The sequence below is a fragment of the Carboxylicivirga marina genome (genome assembly GCF_016612505.1).
GTDB lineage: Bacteria > Bacteroidota > Bacteroidia > Bacteroidales > Marinilabiliaceae > Carboxylicivirga > Carboxylicivirga marina.
The window spans coordinates 12,331-31,494 of record NZ_JAENRR010000003.1; the positions used below are offsets into that span (position 1 = coordinate 12,331).

Below are 19,164 nucleotides of genomic sequence, written 5' to 3' on the forward strand. Positions count from 1 at the left end.
AGGTATGAGAGAATTAGCAGTAATATTTTTAGCTCTTTTGATGGTGTCTTGTCAACCAAAAGATAAGCTTGAAAAAGGATTGGCCGATTCCTACAAAGATCATTTTATGATCGGCACTTTATATCATGGTGAGGTATTAGGCAATGATATAGTGAATCCTTATTTAGAGGAAGAATATGCCATTACCGAAAGAGAGTTTAATGTGATAACAGCTGAAAATTGTATGAAACCGATGCATATCATTGGTGAAAAAGGAGAATACAATTTTGATGAGGCAGATCGTTTTGTAAAATATGCTTCGGATAAAGGCCTCACGATTGTGGGGCATACATTGGTTTGGAAAAACAGCGCACCGGATTGGTTCTTTAAGAATGAAAATGGTGATGCCGTTAGCCGTGATGTGCTAATAGCTCGTATGACCGAATATATCGATACCGTTGTTAGCAGATACAAAGGTAAAATAGCCTATTGGGATGTAGTAAATGAGGCTGTAGATGTTTTTCCGGATGGAAAAGGTGGACGAGTCGCTAAATTGAAATCTACGCCATGGTATGACATAATTGGTGATGATTATATAGAAATTGCATACCGAACTGCGCATAAAGCTGATCCTAGCTGTAAGCTTCTATATAATGACTATAACATGTACAATAAAGAAAAGACGGACTTTATTGTTAATATGGTAAATGACTTCAAAAGCAAAGGAGTGCCAATTCATGGTATTGGTTCGCAAGCCCATATGTTTATAGAGCATCCTAAGTTAGATCAGATAGAATATTGGTTAAGGAAGTGTGCTGACAAGCAAATACCATTACATGTGACAGAAATGGATATTAGTGTATTGCCTAATGCATGGAAGCACAGAGGAGCGAGTGTAGAAGATAATTTTGAACTGGCTGAGGAATTCAATCCATATTCTGAAGGTATTTCACACGATTTGCTCGAACAGCAAGCGAAACGATACGCTGATGTTTTTAGCCTTTTTTTGAAATATAGTGAGAATGTTGAGCGTGTAACCCTTTGGGGAGTTTGGGATGGAAATTCCTGGCGCAACTATCATCCTATGAAAGGACGTACAGACTACCCTTTATTATTCGATAGAAATTTTCAGAAGAAGCCAGCTTATGAAGCATTACAGAAACTAATTGATTAACAATTTAGAGTCCTCAAAAACCCAAGTTTGGATAAATAACCGGATAAATTAGCACAGATAATAACCCATTCAGAAATTCTTACATTATCATTTACACTTTTTACAACTTTTCATTTAGCTATTTGGAAGAGAAAAATGACCACTCATGCTAAGAAGTAGCGTTGTAAATACCCTCTTTTTTGTCTAAAATTCCCAAAGCCTTAAAAGTTGGTGAGAATTGCCACATAACGCCGTAATTGCAGTGTTTCTAGCGGAAAACACGGTTATATATTATTTACGCAATATTTACAACGCAAACGCTGTAAGTGATTAAATGTCAGTATTTAGAAAATTCTGTATCGGTAAGTGAGGTTAATTGACTGATAATTAGAGTTGTAAATAATTCTGTGTAATATATCCAATAGGGGTTGATAAGTTGATAATCAAGGCTCTAGTGTGTTAGTTGATGTTTTTCTTGGGAATATATTTAATCTGTCAAAATTTGTTCAGTGTCACAAAACTACCGTTTGTTGAGACGATTCTCTATTCTGTATTATCATTGACAGTCTCAAAAACTGGTTTCATTAATGTGTTTCACGGTTTGGCCTTAAAAGAAACAGGAAAGAAAATAGGTTATGCATGGGTTCCTACCATAGAATTAACTTTGGAGGCCCAATTTGAGGTGTTGGGAAAAGAGGCGGCACTTTAGTCTTTTAGGAGCCCAAAAGTGCAGTAAAGGAAGATTAATAATTTAATATTTGTTTGATTATTAACGCATTAATCCCTCGTAATAGTCAATATTCTCCTTGTTTAGAATGTCAATTGGAATGTGGTTAGTTTTTGCAATTTTTTCTTTTCTAAAGATCGCATTAAACATAAGTACGATGGCATTGTATCCCTGTGATTTTGATTGTTGGCCGATTAGTATATCTATAACTCCCTCTTTCATGTATTGGATGTTTGCATCCAATGTGTCGAAACCGATGATCATTTTATCAGTATTTTTACTCTTTTTGAGAATAGATGCAATGCTATAGGCACGTGAGTTGGGAACGTATATTGCTTTAATATTTTGATGTTCTGACAGAAAATTAGCCAGTAGGTTTTCATGTATGCTATCTTTTTCATCAACCTTGAGATTAAGGTGATGAACTGTTGGTTGTGTATTTTGATTCTCAAAAAACTCTACAAAACCTTCAATGCGGGCATGATGATGTGAATATTCCTGTTGTTCTTTTGAGATATAGGTAATTAAAATCTCCTGATTATTTCTTAATGCCATTCGGCAGAGGCTGGCTGCAACCTTGCCTGCGTCATATGCATTCTGACCGATAAATGATAGGGGTGAGGCCTCCGAATGGTGAATGTTAATATGAATAAATGGAATTTCTAGTTTTATAAGTTTTTCAGCGAATAAGGTTGATTCTTCAAAAAATATGGGAACGTAAATAATACCATCTGCTTTGCTCTCAATGGCATGGTCACAAGCTTCGTTAAAGGCATTCACACGAGGAGCAAAATAAATCTTTTCAATCAATACTTTGAAAGATGATAGCTCTTTAATAGCCTTGTCAATGCCAGCATCTGGTCGCTCCCAGTATTTAGTTTCCTTAGGATCGGGAAGAAGGCAAATGATCTTTAGCTCTTTTTTTAGCGCCAGATTACGCGCCATAATATCAGGTTCATAACCTAACTCTTTAACAGCTTTTTGAATCTTCTCAGCTGCTTTTTTTGAAACTTTACCACGTTGATGGATATAGCGATCAACTGTACCTGCTGAAACTTCAGCTTTTTTTGCAATATCGACTATTCTGATTTTCATATTCTTGTAATCACTAATCAATTGTCATATGGAACTCGCAAATTCTAATGATTCCCTTGTATGAGGAGTTATTAGAATTGGCTCGTTTCATGCCTTATAAAATAAGGACGCCAGTTATTAACCAGCGTCCTGTTCTTTCAATTGTTGCATTCAAAGAAACTATTAATTGGGAAGAATTAAAAGTTGAAATAGTTTTTAGCATTGTAGTAGCAGATGCCTTCCACATACTCCTTTAAAAGTTCCTTATCATGTGGGATAATGCCTTTTTCAACATCTTCAGCTAAAAGATTACATAGTATACGACGGAAATACTCATGACGACTGTAGCTCAAAAAGCTTCTGGAGTCAGTTAACATTCCAACAAAGCGGCTTAGTAAGCCTAAGTTTGAAAGGGCATTCATCTGCTTCTCCATTCCATCTTTCTGATCAAGGAACCACCAGCCAGAACCCCATTGTATTTTACCGGCTATTTTGCCATCCTGAAAATTACCCAACATGGTTGCATACACTTCGTTGTGTGCCGGGTTGAGGTTGTACAGTATCGTTTTCGTCAGTTTATCTTCAGTAGCCAATCGATTTAAAAACTTTGACAAATCTTTGGCTACCAAATCATCACCAATTGAATCAAAACCAGTATCAGGACCAAGCTCGTTGTACATTTTAGTATTGCTGTTTCGAATGGCCCCAATGTGGAATTGCTGTGTCCAGCCTTTGTTATGATCCATCACTGCCAACTCGTATAGCACGGCTGATTTATATTTTAATATTTCAGCCACGGTTAATGCTTGCTTATTTATAGCCTTAGTGAATATGGCTTCAATTTCCTGCGCGGTAAAGTCGTCGCAGAAGAAACGATCCAAACCATGATCAGATAGTTTACAGCCCATCTCTGCAAAAAAGTCCTGTCGTATTTGCAAGGCTTTTAACAGGTCAGCATAGTTTTGGATGGTAATACCTGAAGTTTCTGCTAATTTGGAGATATAAACATTGAAGTCATCCAGGTTATCAATTGCCATGGCCTTGTCTGCTCTCCAGGTAGGAAAGACTTTTGTCTCGAAGCCCGAGTCTTTTATCATCTGGTGATATTCCAGTGAATCCACCGGGTCATCAGTGGTACAGATGACTTCCACATTAGCTTGCTTGATAAGACCTTTACACGAAAATTCAGGGCTTTGTAATTTAGCATTACATTCGTCCCAAATAGTTTTTGCCGTGTTCTGATTTAAAATTGTTTTAATACCAAAGGGCTTGTTTAGCTCCAAATGCGTCCAGTGATACAACGGATTCCGTAAGGTGTAAGGCACAGTCTTCGCCCAGTTGTAAAACTTATCCCAATCGCTGACATCACCTGTTATTTCATTCTCCGGAATACCGTTGGTACGCATGGCACGCCATTTATAATGGTCGCCATACAGCCATATCTCTGTCAGGTTTTTAAAGTTTACGTCCTCCGCAATTTGTTGGGGTGGAATGTGACAGTGGTAATCAATAATAGGCAGGTTGGCTGCATAATCGTGATAAAGTTTCCTGGCTATGTCGTTCGACAAAAGAAAGTCATCGTGTATAAAAGTGCTCATTATTATATTGTTTTAATTATAAGGTAACGCCACTCTTAAAAATGGCTATCTCCTTAAAGTTCGTTAGTTCGTGTTTTAGTTTTTTGCCATTAGCAATTTCAATCAGAAAATCAGTGAATTGTTCTCTGAGCTCGTCCATGGTAACTTCACCATCTACCAATCCGCCGGCATTGAAATCCATCCAGTTTTGTTTGTGGTTAAACAGTTTGGAGTTAGTAGCTATTTTCATGGTAGGAACAAAGCTGCCGAAAGGTGTTCCTCGGCCTGTTGTAAAAAGTACCATCTGGCAACCGGTAAAGCCAAGTGCCGAGCTGGCAATTAAATCGTTGCCTGGCGACCATAACAAGTTCAGTCCAGGTGTTTTTATCTGCTCACCATAGTCAAGTACATCATTAACAATGGCATCGCCACCTTTTTGTACACAGCCTAATGATTTCTCTTCCAGTGTAGTGATACCGCCATTTTTGTTACCCGGTGAAGGGTTTTCGTAGATAGGCTGTTCGCTTGCTCTGAAATAATCTTTAAATCCGTTAATAAGGTCCACTGTTTTACAGAATACCTCATTGGACTCAGCCCGTTCCATCAGTATGGTTTCAGCGCCAAACATTTCAGGTACCTCGGTCAATACCGTTGTACCACCCTGGGCTACCAGCCAGTCAGAGAATCTGCCCAAGAGAGGATTGGCGGTTATACCGGAGAACCCGTCACTACCACCGCACTTCAAACCAATCTTTAGTTTGGCAACGGAAACCGCTTCACGCTTATCGGCTTTCATTTTTTCGCACAGTTCCTTTACCATCTCCAGTCCGGTTTCCACTTCATCTTCCACCTCTTGAGAGATTAGAAACTTCACTCGTTCCTTGTCCCATTTGCCAATAATCTCTTGCAGCTGAGAAACCTGGTTGTTTTCACAACCCAATCCCAGTACCAGAACTCCACCTGCGTTTGGGTGTTTAATGGCAGCCGCCAGTGCTTTTTGTGTATTGAGGTGGTCGCCTCCTAATTGTGAACAACCATATTGGTGACTTAGGACCAATATGTCGTCCAGGTGACTGGTGTCTGCTTCAGCTTTTAACTGGTCAACAATAAGTTTAGCCTGGCCGTTGACACAACCAACAGTTGGAATTATCCATAGCTCATTACGAATACCAACATCACCATTTTTACGCACATAGCCATCAAATGTACGGTCTTCCTTAGGGATGGTTAAGGCTTGTCCTTTAGGAGTATATTGGTACTCCAGGTTTTCGTCAAGGCCAGTTGTAACATTGTGCGAGTGCACATGTTGTCCGGTTGAAATGTTCTCTTTAGCCAAACCAATGGAATAGCCATATTTAATGATGTGTTCACCTTTGGCAATAGGGGCGATGGCAATTTTATGTCCTTGCGGAATATCAGACTGAACTGATATTTTGCTGGCATCTACATCTAGTATGGCACCCACTGAAATGGTTTCAAGCGCCACCATCACATTATCGTTAAGGTGTATATGTAATATCTTATTCATGGTTCTGTTTTTAGATAATTTGTTTTAGTGCAGGCTTAATTCCTTGTTCCATAATGGATTCAATGTAGCCGGCAACAGCAGCACTTAGTCCTTCCACTGTTGACAGGTCTGTGTTCCAGATAGCCTTATTCGAAAGGATATTGGCTGTTAATGTGCTGTAGGATTCCATCTTATTCCATTCAGCCTGGATGAAGTTAACATGCTCAGGTGTGTCTTTGATTGTGAATTCGAGGTTGTTGTACTGACCTCGATAAAGGACGAGTAAAGCAGCCAATGAGAAACTAAGCTTTGCAGGTAGCTTGCCTGTACGATGCAGGCTATCCATCAATGACGGATAATCACGTGTCATCCATTTCGAAATTGAGTTCAGTGAGATATCTTTTAAGAAGTGACGAATGTATGGATTGAAAAAGCGTTCAAGAATTTCACCGGCAAAAACCTTTAATGCATTCTTATCACCTTCGATATTCGGAATCACTTCCTGAGCCACCATTTCGTTAATGAATGAGGCAAGTGTAAGGTCATCAAAAGCTTCTTTAACGGTTTGGTGACCGCTTAACAAACCAACAGGTACCAATGCCGTATGAGCCCCATTCAGGATACGTACTTTCTTATCGCGGAACTTGGTCATGTCCTCCAACCAAACAACGTTTAGTCCAGCTTTGTCAAACGGATATTTCTCACGAACAGATTGTGGCGCTTCAATGGCCCATAGGTGGAAATATTCGCCAGCTACTACCAGGTTGTCCTCGAACCCCAATTTAGTTTGAATATCTTTTATATTGTCCTTGGGGAAGCCAGGTACAATTCTGTCAACAAGTGTATTACAGAATGTGCAGCAGGTGTTAATCCAGTTAATGAATTCCTCCTCCAGTTTGTTGGCAACAGATAGCTCAAGTACAATTTCTTTCAGGGTACTGGCATTTTTATCAATCAGTTCGCAGCAAAAAAAAGTAAGGCCTTTGTCCGTGGCTCCCTTAAAATGTTTGTATCGTTCGTAAAGTAATTGAGTGACCTTTCCCGGGAAAGATTTGGGAGGCAAAGCAAAAATATCCTCATTATCAATGCGGCTGATGCCTGCTTCAGTTGTGTTAGAAACTACAAGTTCCAATTCAGGATTCAGAAAGTAGCCCTTGTATGCCTCATATTGAGTATAAGGATTAATAGCATCCATAATGCAATCGACTAACTCGGTTTCCTCTACTGGCTGACCATCCTTAATACCTTGCAATAATACATGGTATAAGTTGTCTTGCTTATTAAGGATGTCTACCATGCCCTGTGCTAATGGCTGAACCACCACTACACCATTGTTGGTGCCAAGGGTTGAGTTCGACTTATTTATCATCCAGTCGACAAAGGCCCTTAAAAAATTACCTTCACCAAACTGTAGTATTTTAAATTGATGTTCTCTCACACTGGTATAACTAGTTCTGTTGAGTGATTTCATGCGATTATGTTTTTGACCTTAAATAATGTTTGGACAAATATATTATAAAAATGTGTGCGCACACACAAAAATATTTATATTTGCACAAAACAGTTTTTTACGATTCGTAAATGTGACTCAAATACAACATGGCTAGCTGTGAGAAATAGCAAATGGGTACAACGTTTTGCTGTGTTTATTGAATCATAGCTTAATAGTAAAAAAACGATAGTAAAAAAAGAGAAGGTTATTGTGAGATAGCCCTGAAAATATTAACGAAATTAATTTTAAGCTATGACCCAAAAGGTAATCACTTTCGGAGAAATAATGCTCCGTTTATCTACACCTGGATATCAGCGATTTTCTCAATCCACTGAGTTAGATATTTGTTATGGAGGAGGAGAAGCTAATGTGGCCTACTCGCTTGCTAATTATGGAATTGAAGCATCTTTGGTAACGCGCTTGCCAAAGAATGATATTGGCGACTCGTGCATGAAAGAATTACGAAAATACGGTGTTAATACAGATAATATCTTATTTGGAGGTGAACGCCTAGGTATCTATTTTTTAGAAACGGGTGCTGTAGCCCGTGCCAGTAAAGTTGTTTACGATAGAGCTCATTCTTCATTTTCTACCATCGAACCGGGTATGGTGAATTGGGATGAAGTTTTGAAAGGTGCCAATTTCTTTCATTGGACCGGTATTACGCCTGCAGTATCGCAGGGTGCTGCTGATGCTTGCCTGGAAGCTATAGAAGCTGCCAACCGATTGGGAGTGACTGTTTCGTGCGATTTAAATTATCGCAAAAACCTGTGGAAGTATGGTAAAAAGGCTTCTGAAGTGATGCCTGCTTTGGTTGCTGGATGTGATATTGTACTTGGTAACGAAGAAGATGCGGCTATGGTTTTAGGAATTCATCCGGAAGGCATGGATGTGACCAGTGGACATGTTGAGGCTGAGGCCTATCGCAGTGTTTCACAGCAAATAATGAAACAATACCCGCGCGTAAAGAAGGTGATAACCACGTTACGAGGCTCTATAAATGCCAACCACAATACCTGGTCAGGAGTATTATTTGATGGTGAAACTTTATACAAGGCGGCCGACTATCAGATAACGCATATTGTTGATCGTGTGGGAGGTGGCGACTCTTTTATGGGTGGACTTATCTATGGTTTGTTAACATACGAAGGAGATGACCAGAAAGCCCTGGAATTTGCCACGGCAGCCTCCTGTCTGAAACATACCATTCATGGAGATTATAATTTGGTGACGGTTGACGAAGTTGAGAAATTGATGGGAGGAGATGCTTCTGGTCGGGTTTCCCGATAAACGCGTCATCGTATGTATATAGGATTACTAAAAAATACATGTTCGAATAATAGTTTTTTTTGAAGGAGTAAAAGTAAGGGGGGAGATTAAGTTCTTCATCCTTTTTACTAAAAAGTAATTGATATTAACCGGACAGAAGAGGGATATACCAGTAGTGGTTAATACTTGTGTCGTTTATTATAAAATATGGCTAAGTATTCAAGGATAGAAGTGTTTCAGGCGATGAAGGAAACAGGCGCCGTACCCGTTTTTTATCATGCCGATATTGCAGTGTGCAAAGCAGTTGTTAAAGCATGTTATAATGGTGGTATACGCGTATTTGAGTTTGTTAACCGGGGTGATTTTGCACACGAGTTATTCACTGAACTTAATAAATATGCATTGTCAGAACTCCCTGGTATGATAATGGGAGCTGGCTCTATCGTCGAAGAAGGAACAACTGCATTATACGTTCAGAATGGTGCTAACTTTATTGTATCACCATTATTAAATGAGGAAATGGCACGTATTTGCAATCGTCGGAAAATTATGTGGTCACCCGGTTGTGGAACAATCTCAGAAATTAATCAGGCACAGGAGCTGGGTGCAGAAGTTGTTAAAGTGTTTCCGGCCTCTGAAGTTGGAGGCCCATCGTTTGTAAAGGCGGTGAAGGCACCAATGCCCTGGACCGACATTATGCCTACCGGAGGCGTGAGCTGTGAAAAAGAGAATCTGGAACAATGGTTTGCTGCAGGAGTAACCTGTGTGGGTATGGGGTCTAATCTGTTTCCAAAATCAATCATGGAGAACAAGGATTGGAAAGCACTTGAAGAAAAAACAAGATTGCTAATTGAGACAATCAAGAATCTGCGCTAGCGTCTGAGATGAGTGCGTTTCCCAATTAGCGGGAAAGAAAAACGCAGAGACAAGAAAATCAAATTTGAATTCAGAATTAACTAAATAGAAAAAGTTTATGTCAACGAGCGAGATTAAACGCAATATGACAAAGTACAGATGGACGATTTGTTCTTTATTGTTTTTTGCTACAACAATTAATTATTTGGATAGGCAGGTGTTATCATTAACCTGGAAAGATTTTATTGCACCCGAGTTTCATTGGACCAATAGTCATTATGGAAATATAACAGCACTTTTTTCAGTGTTTTATGCCATTGGGTTATTGGTGGCCGGCCGTTTTGTTGATTGGATGGATACTAAAAAAGGCTTTCTGTGGGCCATTGGAGTATGGTCTGTTGGTGCTGTGTTACACGCATTTTGCGGAATTGCTACATCAGGTATTGTCGCGGGTGAGTGGTTTGTGGGTTTTAAAGGTGCACGAGAAGCTATAGAACATGTACAAAATGTTTCGCGAGTAGTTAACGTGAGTGTGGTGATGTTTATTTTTGCCCGCTTCGTATTGGCTATTGGTGAAGCCGGTAACTTTCCGGCGGCCATTAAAGCTACGGCAGAGTATTTTCCTAAGAAAGACCGCGCCTATGCGACCAGTATTTTCAATGCAGGCGCAACAGTTGGCGCCTTGGCTGCACCTATAACCATTCCGGTTATTGCCTCGCATTTTGGCTGGGAAATGGCTTTTATTATTATTGGTGCATTAGGATTTATCTGGATGGGATTTTGGCAGTTTATGTATAAAAAACCACATCAACACCCTAAGGTAAATGAGGCTGAGTTGGAGTATATTAGTCAGGATGATGACAGTTTTACCAATACTGCTGATGATTCAAATGCCCCACGAATACCATTTTTTCAGACATTTAAATATCGTCAAACATGGGCTTTTTTGGCTGGTAAGTTTATGACGGATGGGGTGTGGTGGTTCTTCTTGTTTTGGACGCCAGCCTACTTGAGTGATGTATACGGTTTAGCATCAGATAGCACCATGGCGCAGGTATTGCTATTTGTTTTGTATGCGATTACTTTATTATCCATAATCGGAGGCTGGTTGCCAACCTATTTCGTGGATAAAAAAGGAATGAATCCTTATGCAGGAAGGATGCGTTCGATGCTAATTTTTGCATTTTTTCCTTTATTAGCTTTATTGGCACAGCCGCTAGGCGCTTATTCCTATTGGTTTCCCGTAATCATCATAGGTATAGCAGGTGCTGCACATCAGGCCTGGTCAGCCAATATTTTCTCAGTGGTGGGCGATATGTTTCCCAAAACGGCTATTGCAACAGTAACCGGTATTGGCGGTATGGCCGGAGGTCTTGGTTCTTTTACGATCAATAAAGGTTCAGGTATGCTTTTTGATTTTGCTCAGAATACCAATATGAAGTTTATGGGCTTTGAGGGGATTAAGTCAGGTTATTTCATCATCTTCTCCATTTGTGCTGTGGCCTATATAATAGGCTGGGTAATTATGAAGTCGTTGGTGCCAAAGTATCAGCCGATTGTTTTGGATGAAACCAGCAAATAAATATTTTTTATGACAACAGTGAATTACGATCGTCGCAGGGCCTGTCATCCGGGTGACGTGAAGCAATACGATACAGAGAGATTAAGAAAAGAGTTTTTAGTTGAGACACTTTTTGTAAAGGATGAAATCAACCTGAGTTACTCACAGTATGAGCGTTATATTTTAGGAGGCGCTTTCCCGGTGGAGAAGGCTTTGGTGATGGAAACCATTGATGCCATTAAGTCGGAGTTCTTTTGCGAACGCCGCGAACTGGGTGTTATCAATATTGCCGGTGATGGTGTGGTTAAGGTTGATGGAAAAGAGTATCCGCTAACAGCCAAGGAAGCGATTTATATTGGCCGTGGCAGCAAGGAGATTGTTTTTTCAAGTGAGGATAAAAACAACCCGGCTAAGTTCTACTTTAGCTCTACACCTGCTCACAAAGAGTATCCAACCACGGTTGTGAATAAGGAAAAAGCCAATATTCTGAACCTGGGTTCTCAAGCCACCAGTAACGAACGTACCATTTACCAGTTAATCGTTCCGGGTATTGTAGAATCGTGTCAGTTAGTGATGGGATTAACGGAGTTGTACGAAGGCTCGGTGTGGAACACCATGCCAAGCCATACGCATGATCGCCGCATGGAGGCATACTTCTATTTTGAAGTACCACAAGGTCAGGCGGTGTGTCATTTGATGGGTGAGCCGCAGGAAACACGCCACCTGTTTATGCTCAACGAGCAGGCGGTGTTCTCTCCAGAGTGGGGCATTCACTCAGGTGTGGGAACCAGCAACTATTCGTTCATCTGGGGTATGGGAGGTGAAAACCTTGATTATACCGATATGGATCATGTACAACCATTTGAGTTAAGATAAGCGTATGTTGGAGGGTGTTTTTGGACTACAAGGTAAAGTTGCCTTAGTAACAGGAGGAACGCACGGTATTGGTTTGTCCATTGGAGTTGCTTTAGGAAAGGCAGGTGCAACGGTGTGTATCAATGCTCGTTCTACAGGCAAATTAGATGCCTGTAAAGAGGAATTTGCCGATGAGGGAATTGATGTGTATACCGTAGCTTTTGATGTGACCAAAGAAGAAGAGGTTGATAAAGGCATTTCTCAAATAGAAAAGGACGTCGGACAAATAGATATTTTAGTTAATAATGCAGGCATTATAAAACGCATTCCGATACTGGATATGCCAGTTGATGACTTTAAGGAAGTATTGGAAGTTGATTTAGTAGGACCTTTCATTGTTTCCAAGAGAGTTGTTCCAAAGATGATTGAAAAACTATCAGGTAAGGTGATTAACATATGTTCGATGATGAGTGAATATGGGCGTAACTCGGTATCGGCGTATGCTTCAGCCAAAGGAGGCCTAAAGCTATTAACCGCTAATATGTGTTGTGAGTGGGCTAAATATGGTCTTCAGATTAACGGTATTGGTCCAGGATATATTGCTACTTCTCAAACTGCACCAATCCGTGAAGATGGGCATCCGTTTAATGATCTTGTCATGACAAGAACTCCGGCTGCTCGTTGGGGAAAACCTGAAGATGTAGGAAATGCAGCTGTGTTTTTAGCATCTAAGGCAAGTGATTTTGTCAATGGACATGTATTATATGTCGATGGAGGTATTTTGGCCAACTTTGGTTATGTGGAAAACGAAAATGCTATTTAATGATAAGTAATTATTATTAGTAGGTTTTAAGGAACTGTTTTCTCCAGTTATGGCTAGAGTGCCACGTGCAATTTGTATTGCATGTGGCATTTTTAGTTTGCCGAAATTAGCAAGATATGTCCAGGTCGATTGCAGCTTGTTTATTGCCCTTAAATCCTTTTAAAAAGTGATTTACGTAATTTGAGATAGGCTTTCGATGTACAAATTCGTAAAAAAACTGTACAATCAATTACAACAATAAATGGCACGCTCTTTAGTTTTGGAACATGTCTAAAGAGTTTAATTATATGAAGCCATTAAGTGTTGTTATACTTATAATTATTGCAGGTGCTGTGACGGTTGTTTGTTCTAATTATGACACACATTCTACATACTCACTCTCACAGGAACAAGTAAAATCTATAACTCAAAAAGTTGCCGATAGACAAATTCTAGCTGTCGAAGACCTGTCTATTCAGCGAACCGCTTCAGGTATCCAACAAGAGAATGCCGAAATGTGGAGTAAGACTAACAATAATATGCCAGGTTTATATAACAAAAACAGGCATGAAATATCCTGGACCAATAGCGTTTTATATGCCGGTATGTATAGGTGGAGTGAGATTGCTGATGAACCGGGGAAATATAGAGAATGGCTTTTAAGCATAGGCGAAGAAAATGACTGGAAGCTAGGGGGGCGTTTATATCACGCCGAAGATTACGCCATCGGGCAATTGTATACATCTCTGTATCAGGACTGTGGTAGTCAAGAAATGATATTTCCAACAATCAGCAACTTTGATTCCATATTAGTCAATCGAAAAACCGGTTCACTGGAGTGCGTTTCACTTGCTGAGGTTAAAGCCGGTAAAAACGAAACGGATTGTTATAACCGCTGGGGCTGGGCCGATGCATTATTTATGGCTCCTCCGGTATGGGCCAGATTGGCACGTATAACAGGTGAGAGGAAATACCTGGAGTTTATGGATGAAGAGTACCATGCTACCTATGATTTTCTTTATGATAAAAGTGAAAAGCTTTTTTTTCAGGATGCTTCTTATTTCTCTTTGAAAGAGAAAAATGGGCGGAAGATATTTGAGTCGAAAGGTAATGGTTTGATTTTCGCAGGATTAGCCCTTGTGATTTCTGACTTGCCAAAAGACTGGCCCGGACGTCAGTTTTATGTTTCTTTATTTAAAAATATGGCCTACCAGCTTAAACTCCTTCAGTGTGAGGATGGAACCTGGAGAAAGGGATTACTGGGAGATGTTGGTGATTATCCGAATATGGATATGGGGGGAACTGCTTTATTTACGCATGGACTAGCATATGGTATCAATAATGAAATGTTGCCAAGAGCGGATTTTGAACCTGTTGTTTTTAAAGCCTGGGAAGCTTTAACACCTTGTGTGACTACTGAAGGTGTATTGGATTATAAGCAAACGATGGATGTAGGCATTGGCGATGATTACCCTGCTAAAGAAGAAGTGACTGATGTTGGTGCTTTTTTGGCGGCCGGGTCGGAAGTGTATAAGCTTGTAAAAAGGACGTACCATAATTAATAAGTACAAATCAACTACCCTATACTTTAATAATAAATTATTGTTAATCAACTAAATAAATCATTTAATTATGAAAACAAAAGTGCTGTTATTAATGCTTGTAACCCTTAGCTTATCTATCAATGCTGTTGCGCAAATTAAAAATGGTGATATGGAAAAAACCCGTAATACCAAATGGCCATGGAATTTGCATGTAAATAATGCCGGTACAGAAACACCAGGTGCAGCAACAATGAGCTACGAAGCTTATGATGCTCTTACAACCGGTCATTTTTTGCAAGTGGTGGTGACTGCGGCTAATACTGAGAAACCATGGAATTTGAGAGTGAAACAAGGAAATGTGGTTGTTGGTGCAAGTGATATCAAAATAACCTTTAAAGCAAGAGGTACTGTAGGAGGTGAGCTTTTGAGAATCAAATATGATGGAGATGGAAAGCCTCAAGCTGATTTTACCTTAACCACAACCTGGGAAGAATATGAATTGGTTTTGCCTGCTACTTCTCAAGGCACAACAGGTACAATCTCATTATGGACAAAAAGTGTAGGTACATATCAGTTTGATGATGTGGTTTTAAAGTAAATTAAAACCTTTATCGTGTTCTTTTTTAGCCATTAATTTAATCTGGCAATAGTAGAAAGGATGATGATTTGGCTTTATTACGCTGGTTATTAATGTATTGACGTTATGTATGAATTTGTAAAAAATACGTACGCATGTGAACAGGCACCAACAGTCTTTCTTCTACTTTTAAATCAATAAATTTTATTAAAAAACTAAATTCATTTTATTATGAAAGCAAAACTACTTTTTATAATGCTTGTAAGCTTAGGGCTGTCTGTCAATACTATTGCACAAATTAAAAATGGCGATATGGAAACTATCGGTAATCCAACCTGGCCCTGGAATTTAAGTGTAAATAATACTGCAACTACTACAACTCCAGGAGCAGCAACAAAAACCTACGAAGCTTATGATGCCCCGGCAACCGGTCATTTTCAGCAAGTGGTAGTGACCGCTGCTAATACTGATGAACCATGGAATTTGAGGCTTAAACAAAATAATGTGGCTGTTGGCGCAAGTGATACCAAAATTATCTTTAAAGCAAGAGGCACTGTGGGTGGAGAACTTTTGAAAATTAGGTGTAGTATAGATAATACAAACAGATCACAGGCTGATTTTACCTTAACGACAACCTGGACAGAATATGAATTAATCCTTGATGAAATTTTGAAAGGTAAAGCAAATGAACTTTCATTCTGGACACAAAGTGTAGGTACATATCAATTTGATGATGTGGCTTTAAGTAGCACACCAACTGCCATATCAGACGATGTGATGGCTGGTGTAAAGGTTTGGTATATTGCCTCTGATAATACGCTTAACATCGATGGTATTACAGCTAATATGGTTAGTGTTTATTCATTGAGCGGTGCCAAGGTAGCTGAATACAGTGCACCTGGTTTAGTGCTTACGTTAGGTAATATTCCTTCAGGGCTTTATGTGGTATCAGTTGCTACTGATGCCGGTACAAAAGTGGTGAAGATTAAAAAATAATTAATTACACGTCCTTAAAAATCGTCTTTGAACATTGTTTAAAGACGATTTTTAATATTTGGGTGCTTGTTTTATAGATTATTTCGCAAACAAAGTTAGTTAATATGAGAAAATTATTCTGCCTGCTTTTTTTAATTCCATTATTGTTAAAAGGGCAGCCGCAAAGTATTGTGCTGAATGGTCAATGGCAATGTGGCGAAAATCGTGTGTATAACAGAGAGGTGAGTGTGCCTGGCCTGGCAAGCGACCCTACCAAAATCAACAAAGGAGTACTTTGGTATAAAAAGGAAATAGTATTGCCGGAGGGGACCTGGTTAAATGCAACGCTCGAACTAAAAGGTGCCCGTTTTATGCCTAAGGTGTATGTCGATGGTGATTTGGTATCAGAAACAGCCGGAGGAATGGCGCCCACATTGCACCCCTTAAAACATAAAAATATAAAGCCGGGCAAAAAGGTAAGTATCGAAATTGCCTTAGCATCTTTAAAAGATATGCCAAAAACCGATGCTTCGCGGATTCCCAAAGCCGATTACTGGCGCTCCGACGTGGCGGCTCACCTATGGGATGATGTGGTATTAAAAGTACATGGCGCAGCATCCATAAATCACGTACATGGGTATTCTGTTTTGAAAGAAGATGCCGTTAAGATTAAATACCGCCTGGAGAGTGAATCAGCGTCAGACTATTCGGCCTTGCAGATTTCTATTATAGATGATAAAGGCACTACTGTTATTGATAAGAGCTATAAAATTAGTGATAATAAGGGAGATCTCACCATACCGGTTTCAGGTAAACTAAAGTTATGGGAGCCTGAAACACCTCACCTGTATCGTATAGTTACGCAACTGAAAAAGGGTAAAAAAGTTATTGATACAGATACCTGTAATTATGGGCATCGCGAATTTAAGGTTGTCGGAAAGCAGTTCGAACTCAACGGACACCCTGTTAAAATGCGTGCAGCATCTGTGGTATGGTACCGTTGGTTGCGTTACCCCGAAGTCAAAGAATTGGCATGGGACACGAATTGGTTCGAAGAAAATATTATCAAACGCATGAAAGCACATGGGGCTAACACCTTGCGTTTTCATTTGGGGATGCCTCCGCAAAAGTTTTTGGATTTATGTGATAAACATGGATTACTGGTTCAGGCTGAATGGCATTTCTTTCATGGTTTGGAAGCTTCAAAAGAAAGCCTGTCGGAACAATGGGCATCCTGGTTCGATGTGTCATCACGTTACCCCAGCAATGTGCTGATGCACGGCTGGAATGAAACCGATGAAGAGCAACTGAAAATAGCCTACGAGGCCATCAGTGAGGTAGCCGAAGACTATCCCGGTCTGGTTATCGGCCATCGCGATGTGATTCATGTACATAAATACTGGTGGAGCTTGTTTGAGAATGTGGGGGTTTTCTATGACAGTTATGATGAATTTCCTTTGCCTGTAATGGCTGATGAATATGGTGGTAACTATCTCAATGAATACGGTGATATTGGAGGTTATCCTATGGTGGAGTCGGCCTATGCACGTTTTTTAGGAAAGGGGCATAGTAAGGCTCAGCGTTTTTACCATCACGCCTTGTCCAATGCAAAAATATCGGAATATTGGAGAACTATTGGCGTAGCCGGCTTTTCACCATTTTGCGCGTTGGGCTCACCGGAAGATGGTAATCATTGGTTCTTAGGAGATATTACACAAGGCAATCCCATGCCGGTATGGAATGCACTTACGGCTGCCTGGTCGCCTGTAAGTGTGAGCCTGAATATCTGGAACAGAAATTTTTTACCCGGACAAGAAATAACAGTACCTGTAGTATTGTTTAATGATACTGAAATGGACAAAACGATTCGTGTAAAATATTCACTCGAAGATCCTCAATACCGACAAGCTGTGTGGTTCGAAATTAAAGAACTACCTGTAAGTAAATACTCCCGAGCTGAAAATGAAATACAACTTGCTTTACCACAAAAAGAAGGAGACTGGTTGCTAAAAGCCGAGGTGCTGAATGCTCCTTGTAGCATTAAACATCCCGTTGTCTCAGAGTGGGATATCAGAACCATAGCACCAAAGGTAAACACGGAGTTGCTATCCCTAAATATTGGAGTAACAGAGGATGATCATCATTTGCATACTTTTTTACAGCAGAATAAACTTTCAAAAGTCTCCGCTTTTAATAATAAAGCAGATGTCATTTTAGTATCACGTCACACATGGGATAATCATATAGGTAACAAAACTTTTATACAACAAATTGAAACAGCTATTACGAATGGAACAAATGTAATATTGTTGGATGTAGGACCATACCTGTTAGGCCAGGGATACAATAATAGCTTACAAGATTTGCAAGGTGTTAGAAAAAGTGCGGGCCAGAGTTTAGCTCAGATTAATTTGCCCCTAGGCGTTAAGGCTTCTTTTAAAGAGGTGGCTGAACCCGAAAGTCATATTCATCCCAATGTGAAACAATCGCCATTATGGAAGCATCTTTCTAAAGAATCAACCTGGCTGTGGAATGGTTTAAAAGGAGGTTTAATTGTTCCATCTGTTGGTCTTGAATTAAGCGGTTTAAGTCAGGCCTCTTTCGTAGAGAGTTGGTCGGGAAAAGGTGCTGATGTAGAAAAGATTAAGAAGGGAAGTTACTATGCTTATGAGCTGGAAGGATTTTATGCCTATTCCGCTTTGCCCAACGATAAGGCACTTCAGGACTCACTTCGTAAGGCAGTTAAATTTTTAGTAGAAGATGCACCTGCTCTTAAGCAACGTGTTAATCCGAACGCTAAAATTTTAAAGACTGATTTGGTGCAACTATATAAAAAATCTGCCGATGGAAAAGCAGAAGCCTTAATTGCTCATGCATCAGCTGGACGCAATTTGGTGAAAGCTCCTGTTTATGAAGTCAACTTTGGTAAGGGGTATGGACAGTTAATGATTAGCCAGTTAATAACGCATCAACGTTTGGATAAGAACTTACAGCCAAATACATTGCATGAAATTGCTTACGACCCGGTAGCAGTGCAAATGGTACTCAATATGATTGATTACCTGAGTCAAAAGAAATAATACATCTTTTTCAATAATAAAACATAAATCTGATTTATTGGAGGAATTACGCATTAAGTATGCTAATTCCTCCAAATTGTATAACGAATTATAATTGCAGTGAACATATTTGTATATATTATTTCATATTACGTGTC

General features: G+C 39.7%; 15 protein-coding genes. 11 read left to right on the top strand and 4 right to left on the bottom strand.

Translation table 11 applies throughout. The annotated features are described in order from the left end of the window. Nucleotides 1-4 precede the first annotated feature (4 nt). Both JIV24_RS01890 and JIV24_RS01895 read left to right on the top strand, forming a co-directional pair. Nucleotides 5-1,153, top strand: coding sequence for an endo-1,4-beta-xylanase (locus JIV24_RS01890; RefSeq protein ID WP_200463306.1), 1,149 nt, complete (start codon nt 5-7; stop codon nt 1,151-1,153). 481 nt (nt 1,154-1,634) lie between these two features. After that, a complete protein-coding gene (locus JIV24_RS01895; RefSeq protein WP_200463307.1) occupies nt 1,635-1,841 on the top strand; it encodes a hypothetical protein in 207 nt (68 codons plus the stop codon). Nucleotides 1,842-1,901: 60 nt separating this feature from the next. Here the strand turns inward: JIV24_RS01895 and JIV24_RS01900 are convergent, their stop codons facing one another. From JIV24_RS01900 to JIV24_RS01915, 4 genes are all read right to left on the bottom strand, one after another. Then, a complete protein-coding gene (locus JIV24_RS01900) occupies nt 1,902-2,954 on the bottom strand; it encodes a LacI family DNA-binding transcriptional regulator (RefSeq protein ID WP_200463308.1) in 1,053 nt (350 codons plus the stop codon). A gap of 176 nt (nt 2,955-3,130) precedes the next feature. Then, a complete protein-coding gene (gene uxaC, locus JIV24_RS01905) occupies nt 3,131-4,531 on the bottom strand; it encodes a glucuronate isomerase (protein WP_200463309.1) in 1,401 nt (466 codons plus the stop codon). A 16-nt stretch (nt 4,532-4,547) separates the two neighbouring features. Then, entirely contained in the window at nt 4,548-6,038 is a 1,491-nt protein-coding gene (locus tag JIV24_RS01910; RefSeq protein WP_200463310.1) for a UxaA family hydrolase, read from the bottom strand. Nucleotides 6,039-6,048: 10 nt separating this feature from the next. Further along, a complete protein-coding gene (locus tag JIV24_RS01915) occupies nt 6,049-7,488 on the bottom strand; it encodes a tagaturonate reductase (RefSeq protein WP_200463311.1) in 1,440 nt (479 codons plus the stop codon). 273 nt (nt 7,489-7,761) lie between these two features. Here JIV24_RS01915 and JIV24_RS01920 point away from each other — a divergent pair, with 273 nt between their 5' ends. From JIV24_RS01920 to JIV24_RS01960, 9 genes are all read left to right on the top strand, one after another. Further along, nucleotides 7,762-8,799 carry a sugar kinase gene (locus tag JIV24_RS01920; protein WP_200463312.1) on the top strand — a complete coding sequence of 346 codons (1,038 nt, stop codon included), beginning with the start codon at nt 7,762-7,764 and terminating at the stop codon, nt 8,797-8,799. Nucleotides 8,800-8,985: 186 nt separating this feature from the next. Then, nucleotides 8,986-9,654: a bifunctional 4-hydroxy-2-oxoglutarate aldolase/2-dehydro-3-deoxy-phosphogluconate aldolase gene (locus tag JIV24_RS01925; protein ID WP_200463313.1), complete on the top strand. Its 669-nt coding sequence runs from the start codon at nt 8,986-8,988 to the stop codon at nt 9,652-9,654. Between the two features lie 97 nt (nt 9,655-9,751). Beyond that, on the top strand, nt 9,752-11,215 hold the full coding sequence (locus JIV24_RS01930) for an MFS transporter (RefSeq protein WP_234445671.1): 1,464 nt from the start codon (nt 9,752-9,754) through the stop codon (nt 11,213-11,215). Nucleotides 11,216-11,224: 9 nt separating this feature from the next. After that, nucleotides 11,225-12,070 carry a 5-dehydro-4-deoxy-D-glucuronate isomerase gene (gene kduI / locus JIV24_RS01935; protein WP_200463315.1) on the top strand — a complete coding sequence of 282 codons (846 nt, stop codon included), beginning with the start codon at nt 11,225-11,227 and terminating at the stop codon, nt 12,068-12,070. A 4-nt stretch (nt 12,071-12,074) separates the two neighbouring features. Next, entirely contained in the window at nt 12,075-12,872 is a 798-nt protein-coding gene (locus JIV24_RS01940) for a gluconate 5-dehydrogenase (RefSeq protein ID WP_200463316.1), read from the top strand. Between the two features lie 287 nt (nt 12,873-13,159). Then, the gene (locus tag JIV24_RS01945; RefSeq protein ID WP_200463317.1) at nt 13,160-14,413 is read left to right on the top strand and encodes a glycoside hydrolase family 88 protein; all 1,254 of its coding nucleotides are present in this window, start codon (nt 13,160-13,162) and stop codon (nt 14,411-14,413) included. Between the two features lie 70 nt (nt 14,414-14,483). Next, nucleotides 14,484-14,993: a hypothetical protein gene (locus JIV24_RS01950; protein WP_200463318.1), complete on the top strand. Its 510-nt coding sequence runs from the start codon at nt 14,484-14,486 to the stop codon at nt 14,991-14,993. A 210-nt stretch (nt 14,994-15,203) separates the two neighbouring features. Next, nucleotides 15,204-15,968 carry a T9SS type A sorting domain-containing protein gene (locus JIV24_RS01955; protein WP_200463319.1) on the top strand — a complete coding sequence of 255 codons (765 nt, stop codon included), beginning with the start codon at nt 15,204-15,206 and terminating at the stop codon, nt 15,966-15,968. 104 nt (nt 15,969-16,072) lie between these two features. Continuing rightward, nucleotides 16,073-19,027, top strand: coding sequence for a glycoside hydrolase family 2 protein (locus JIV24_RS01960; RefSeq protein ID WP_200463320.1), 2,955 nt, complete (start codon nt 16,073-16,075; stop codon nt 19,025-19,027). The last annotated feature ends 137 nt before the right edge of the window (nt 19,028-19,164 follow it).

What these genes read in the sequence shown, in the direction of transcription:
- JIV24_RS01890 (WP_200463306.1), top strand. Translation starts at nt 5, where the DNA reads ATGAGAGAATTAGCAGTAATATTTTTAGCTCTTTTGATGGTGTCTTGT.
- JIV24_RS01900 (WP_200463308.1), bottom strand. Translation starts at nt 2,954, where the DNA reads ATGAAAATCAGAATAGTCGATATTGCAAAAAAAGCTGAAGTTTCAGCA.
- uxaC (WP_200463309.1), bottom strand. Translation starts at nt 4,531, where the DNA reads ATGAGCACTTTTATACACGATGACTTTCTTTTGTCGAACGACATAGCC.
- JIV24_RS01910 (WP_200463310.1), bottom strand. Translation starts at nt 6,038, where the DNA reads ATGAATAAGATATTACATATACACCTTAACGATAATGTGATGGTGGCG.
- JIV24_RS01915 (WP_200463311.1), bottom strand. Translation starts at nt 7,488, where the DNA reads ATGAAATCACTCAACAGAACTAGTTATACCAGTGTGAGAGAACATCAA.
- JIV24_RS01920 (WP_200463312.1), top strand. Translation starts at nt 7,762, where the DNA reads ATGACCCAAAAGGTAATCACTTTCGGAGAAATAATGCTCCGTTTATCT.
- JIV24_RS01925 (WP_200463313.1), top strand. Translation starts at nt 8,986, where the DNA reads ATGGCTAAGTATTCAAGGATAGAAGTGTTTCAGGCGATGAAGGAAACA.
- JIV24_RS01930 (WP_234445671.1), top strand. Translation starts at nt 9,752, where the DNA reads ATGTCAACGAGCGAGATTAAACGCAATATGACAAAGTACAGATGGACG.
- kduI (WP_200463315.1), top strand. Translation starts at nt 11,225, where the DNA reads ATGACAACAGTGAATTACGATCGTCGCAGGGCCTGTCATCCGGGTGAC.
- JIV24_RS01940 (WP_200463316.1), top strand. Translation starts at nt 12,075, where the DNA reads ATGTTGGAGGGTGTTTTTGGACTACAAGGTAAAGTTGCCTTAGTAACA.
- JIV24_RS01945 (WP_200463317.1), top strand. Translation starts at nt 13,160, where the DNA reads ATGAAGCCATTAAGTGTTGTTATACTTATAATTATTGCAGGTGCTGTG.
- JIV24_RS01950 (WP_200463318.1), top strand. Translation starts at nt 14,484, where the DNA reads ATGAAAACAAAAGTGCTGTTATTAATGCTTGTAACCCTTAGCTTATCT.
- JIV24_RS01955 (WP_200463319.1), top strand. Translation starts at nt 15,204, where the DNA reads ATGAAAGCAAAACTACTTTTTATAATGCTTGTAAGCTTAGGGCTGTCT.
- JIV24_RS01960 (WP_200463320.1), top strand. Translation starts at nt 16,073, where the DNA reads ATGAGAAAATTATTCTGCCTGCTTTTTTTAATTCCATTATTGTTAAAA.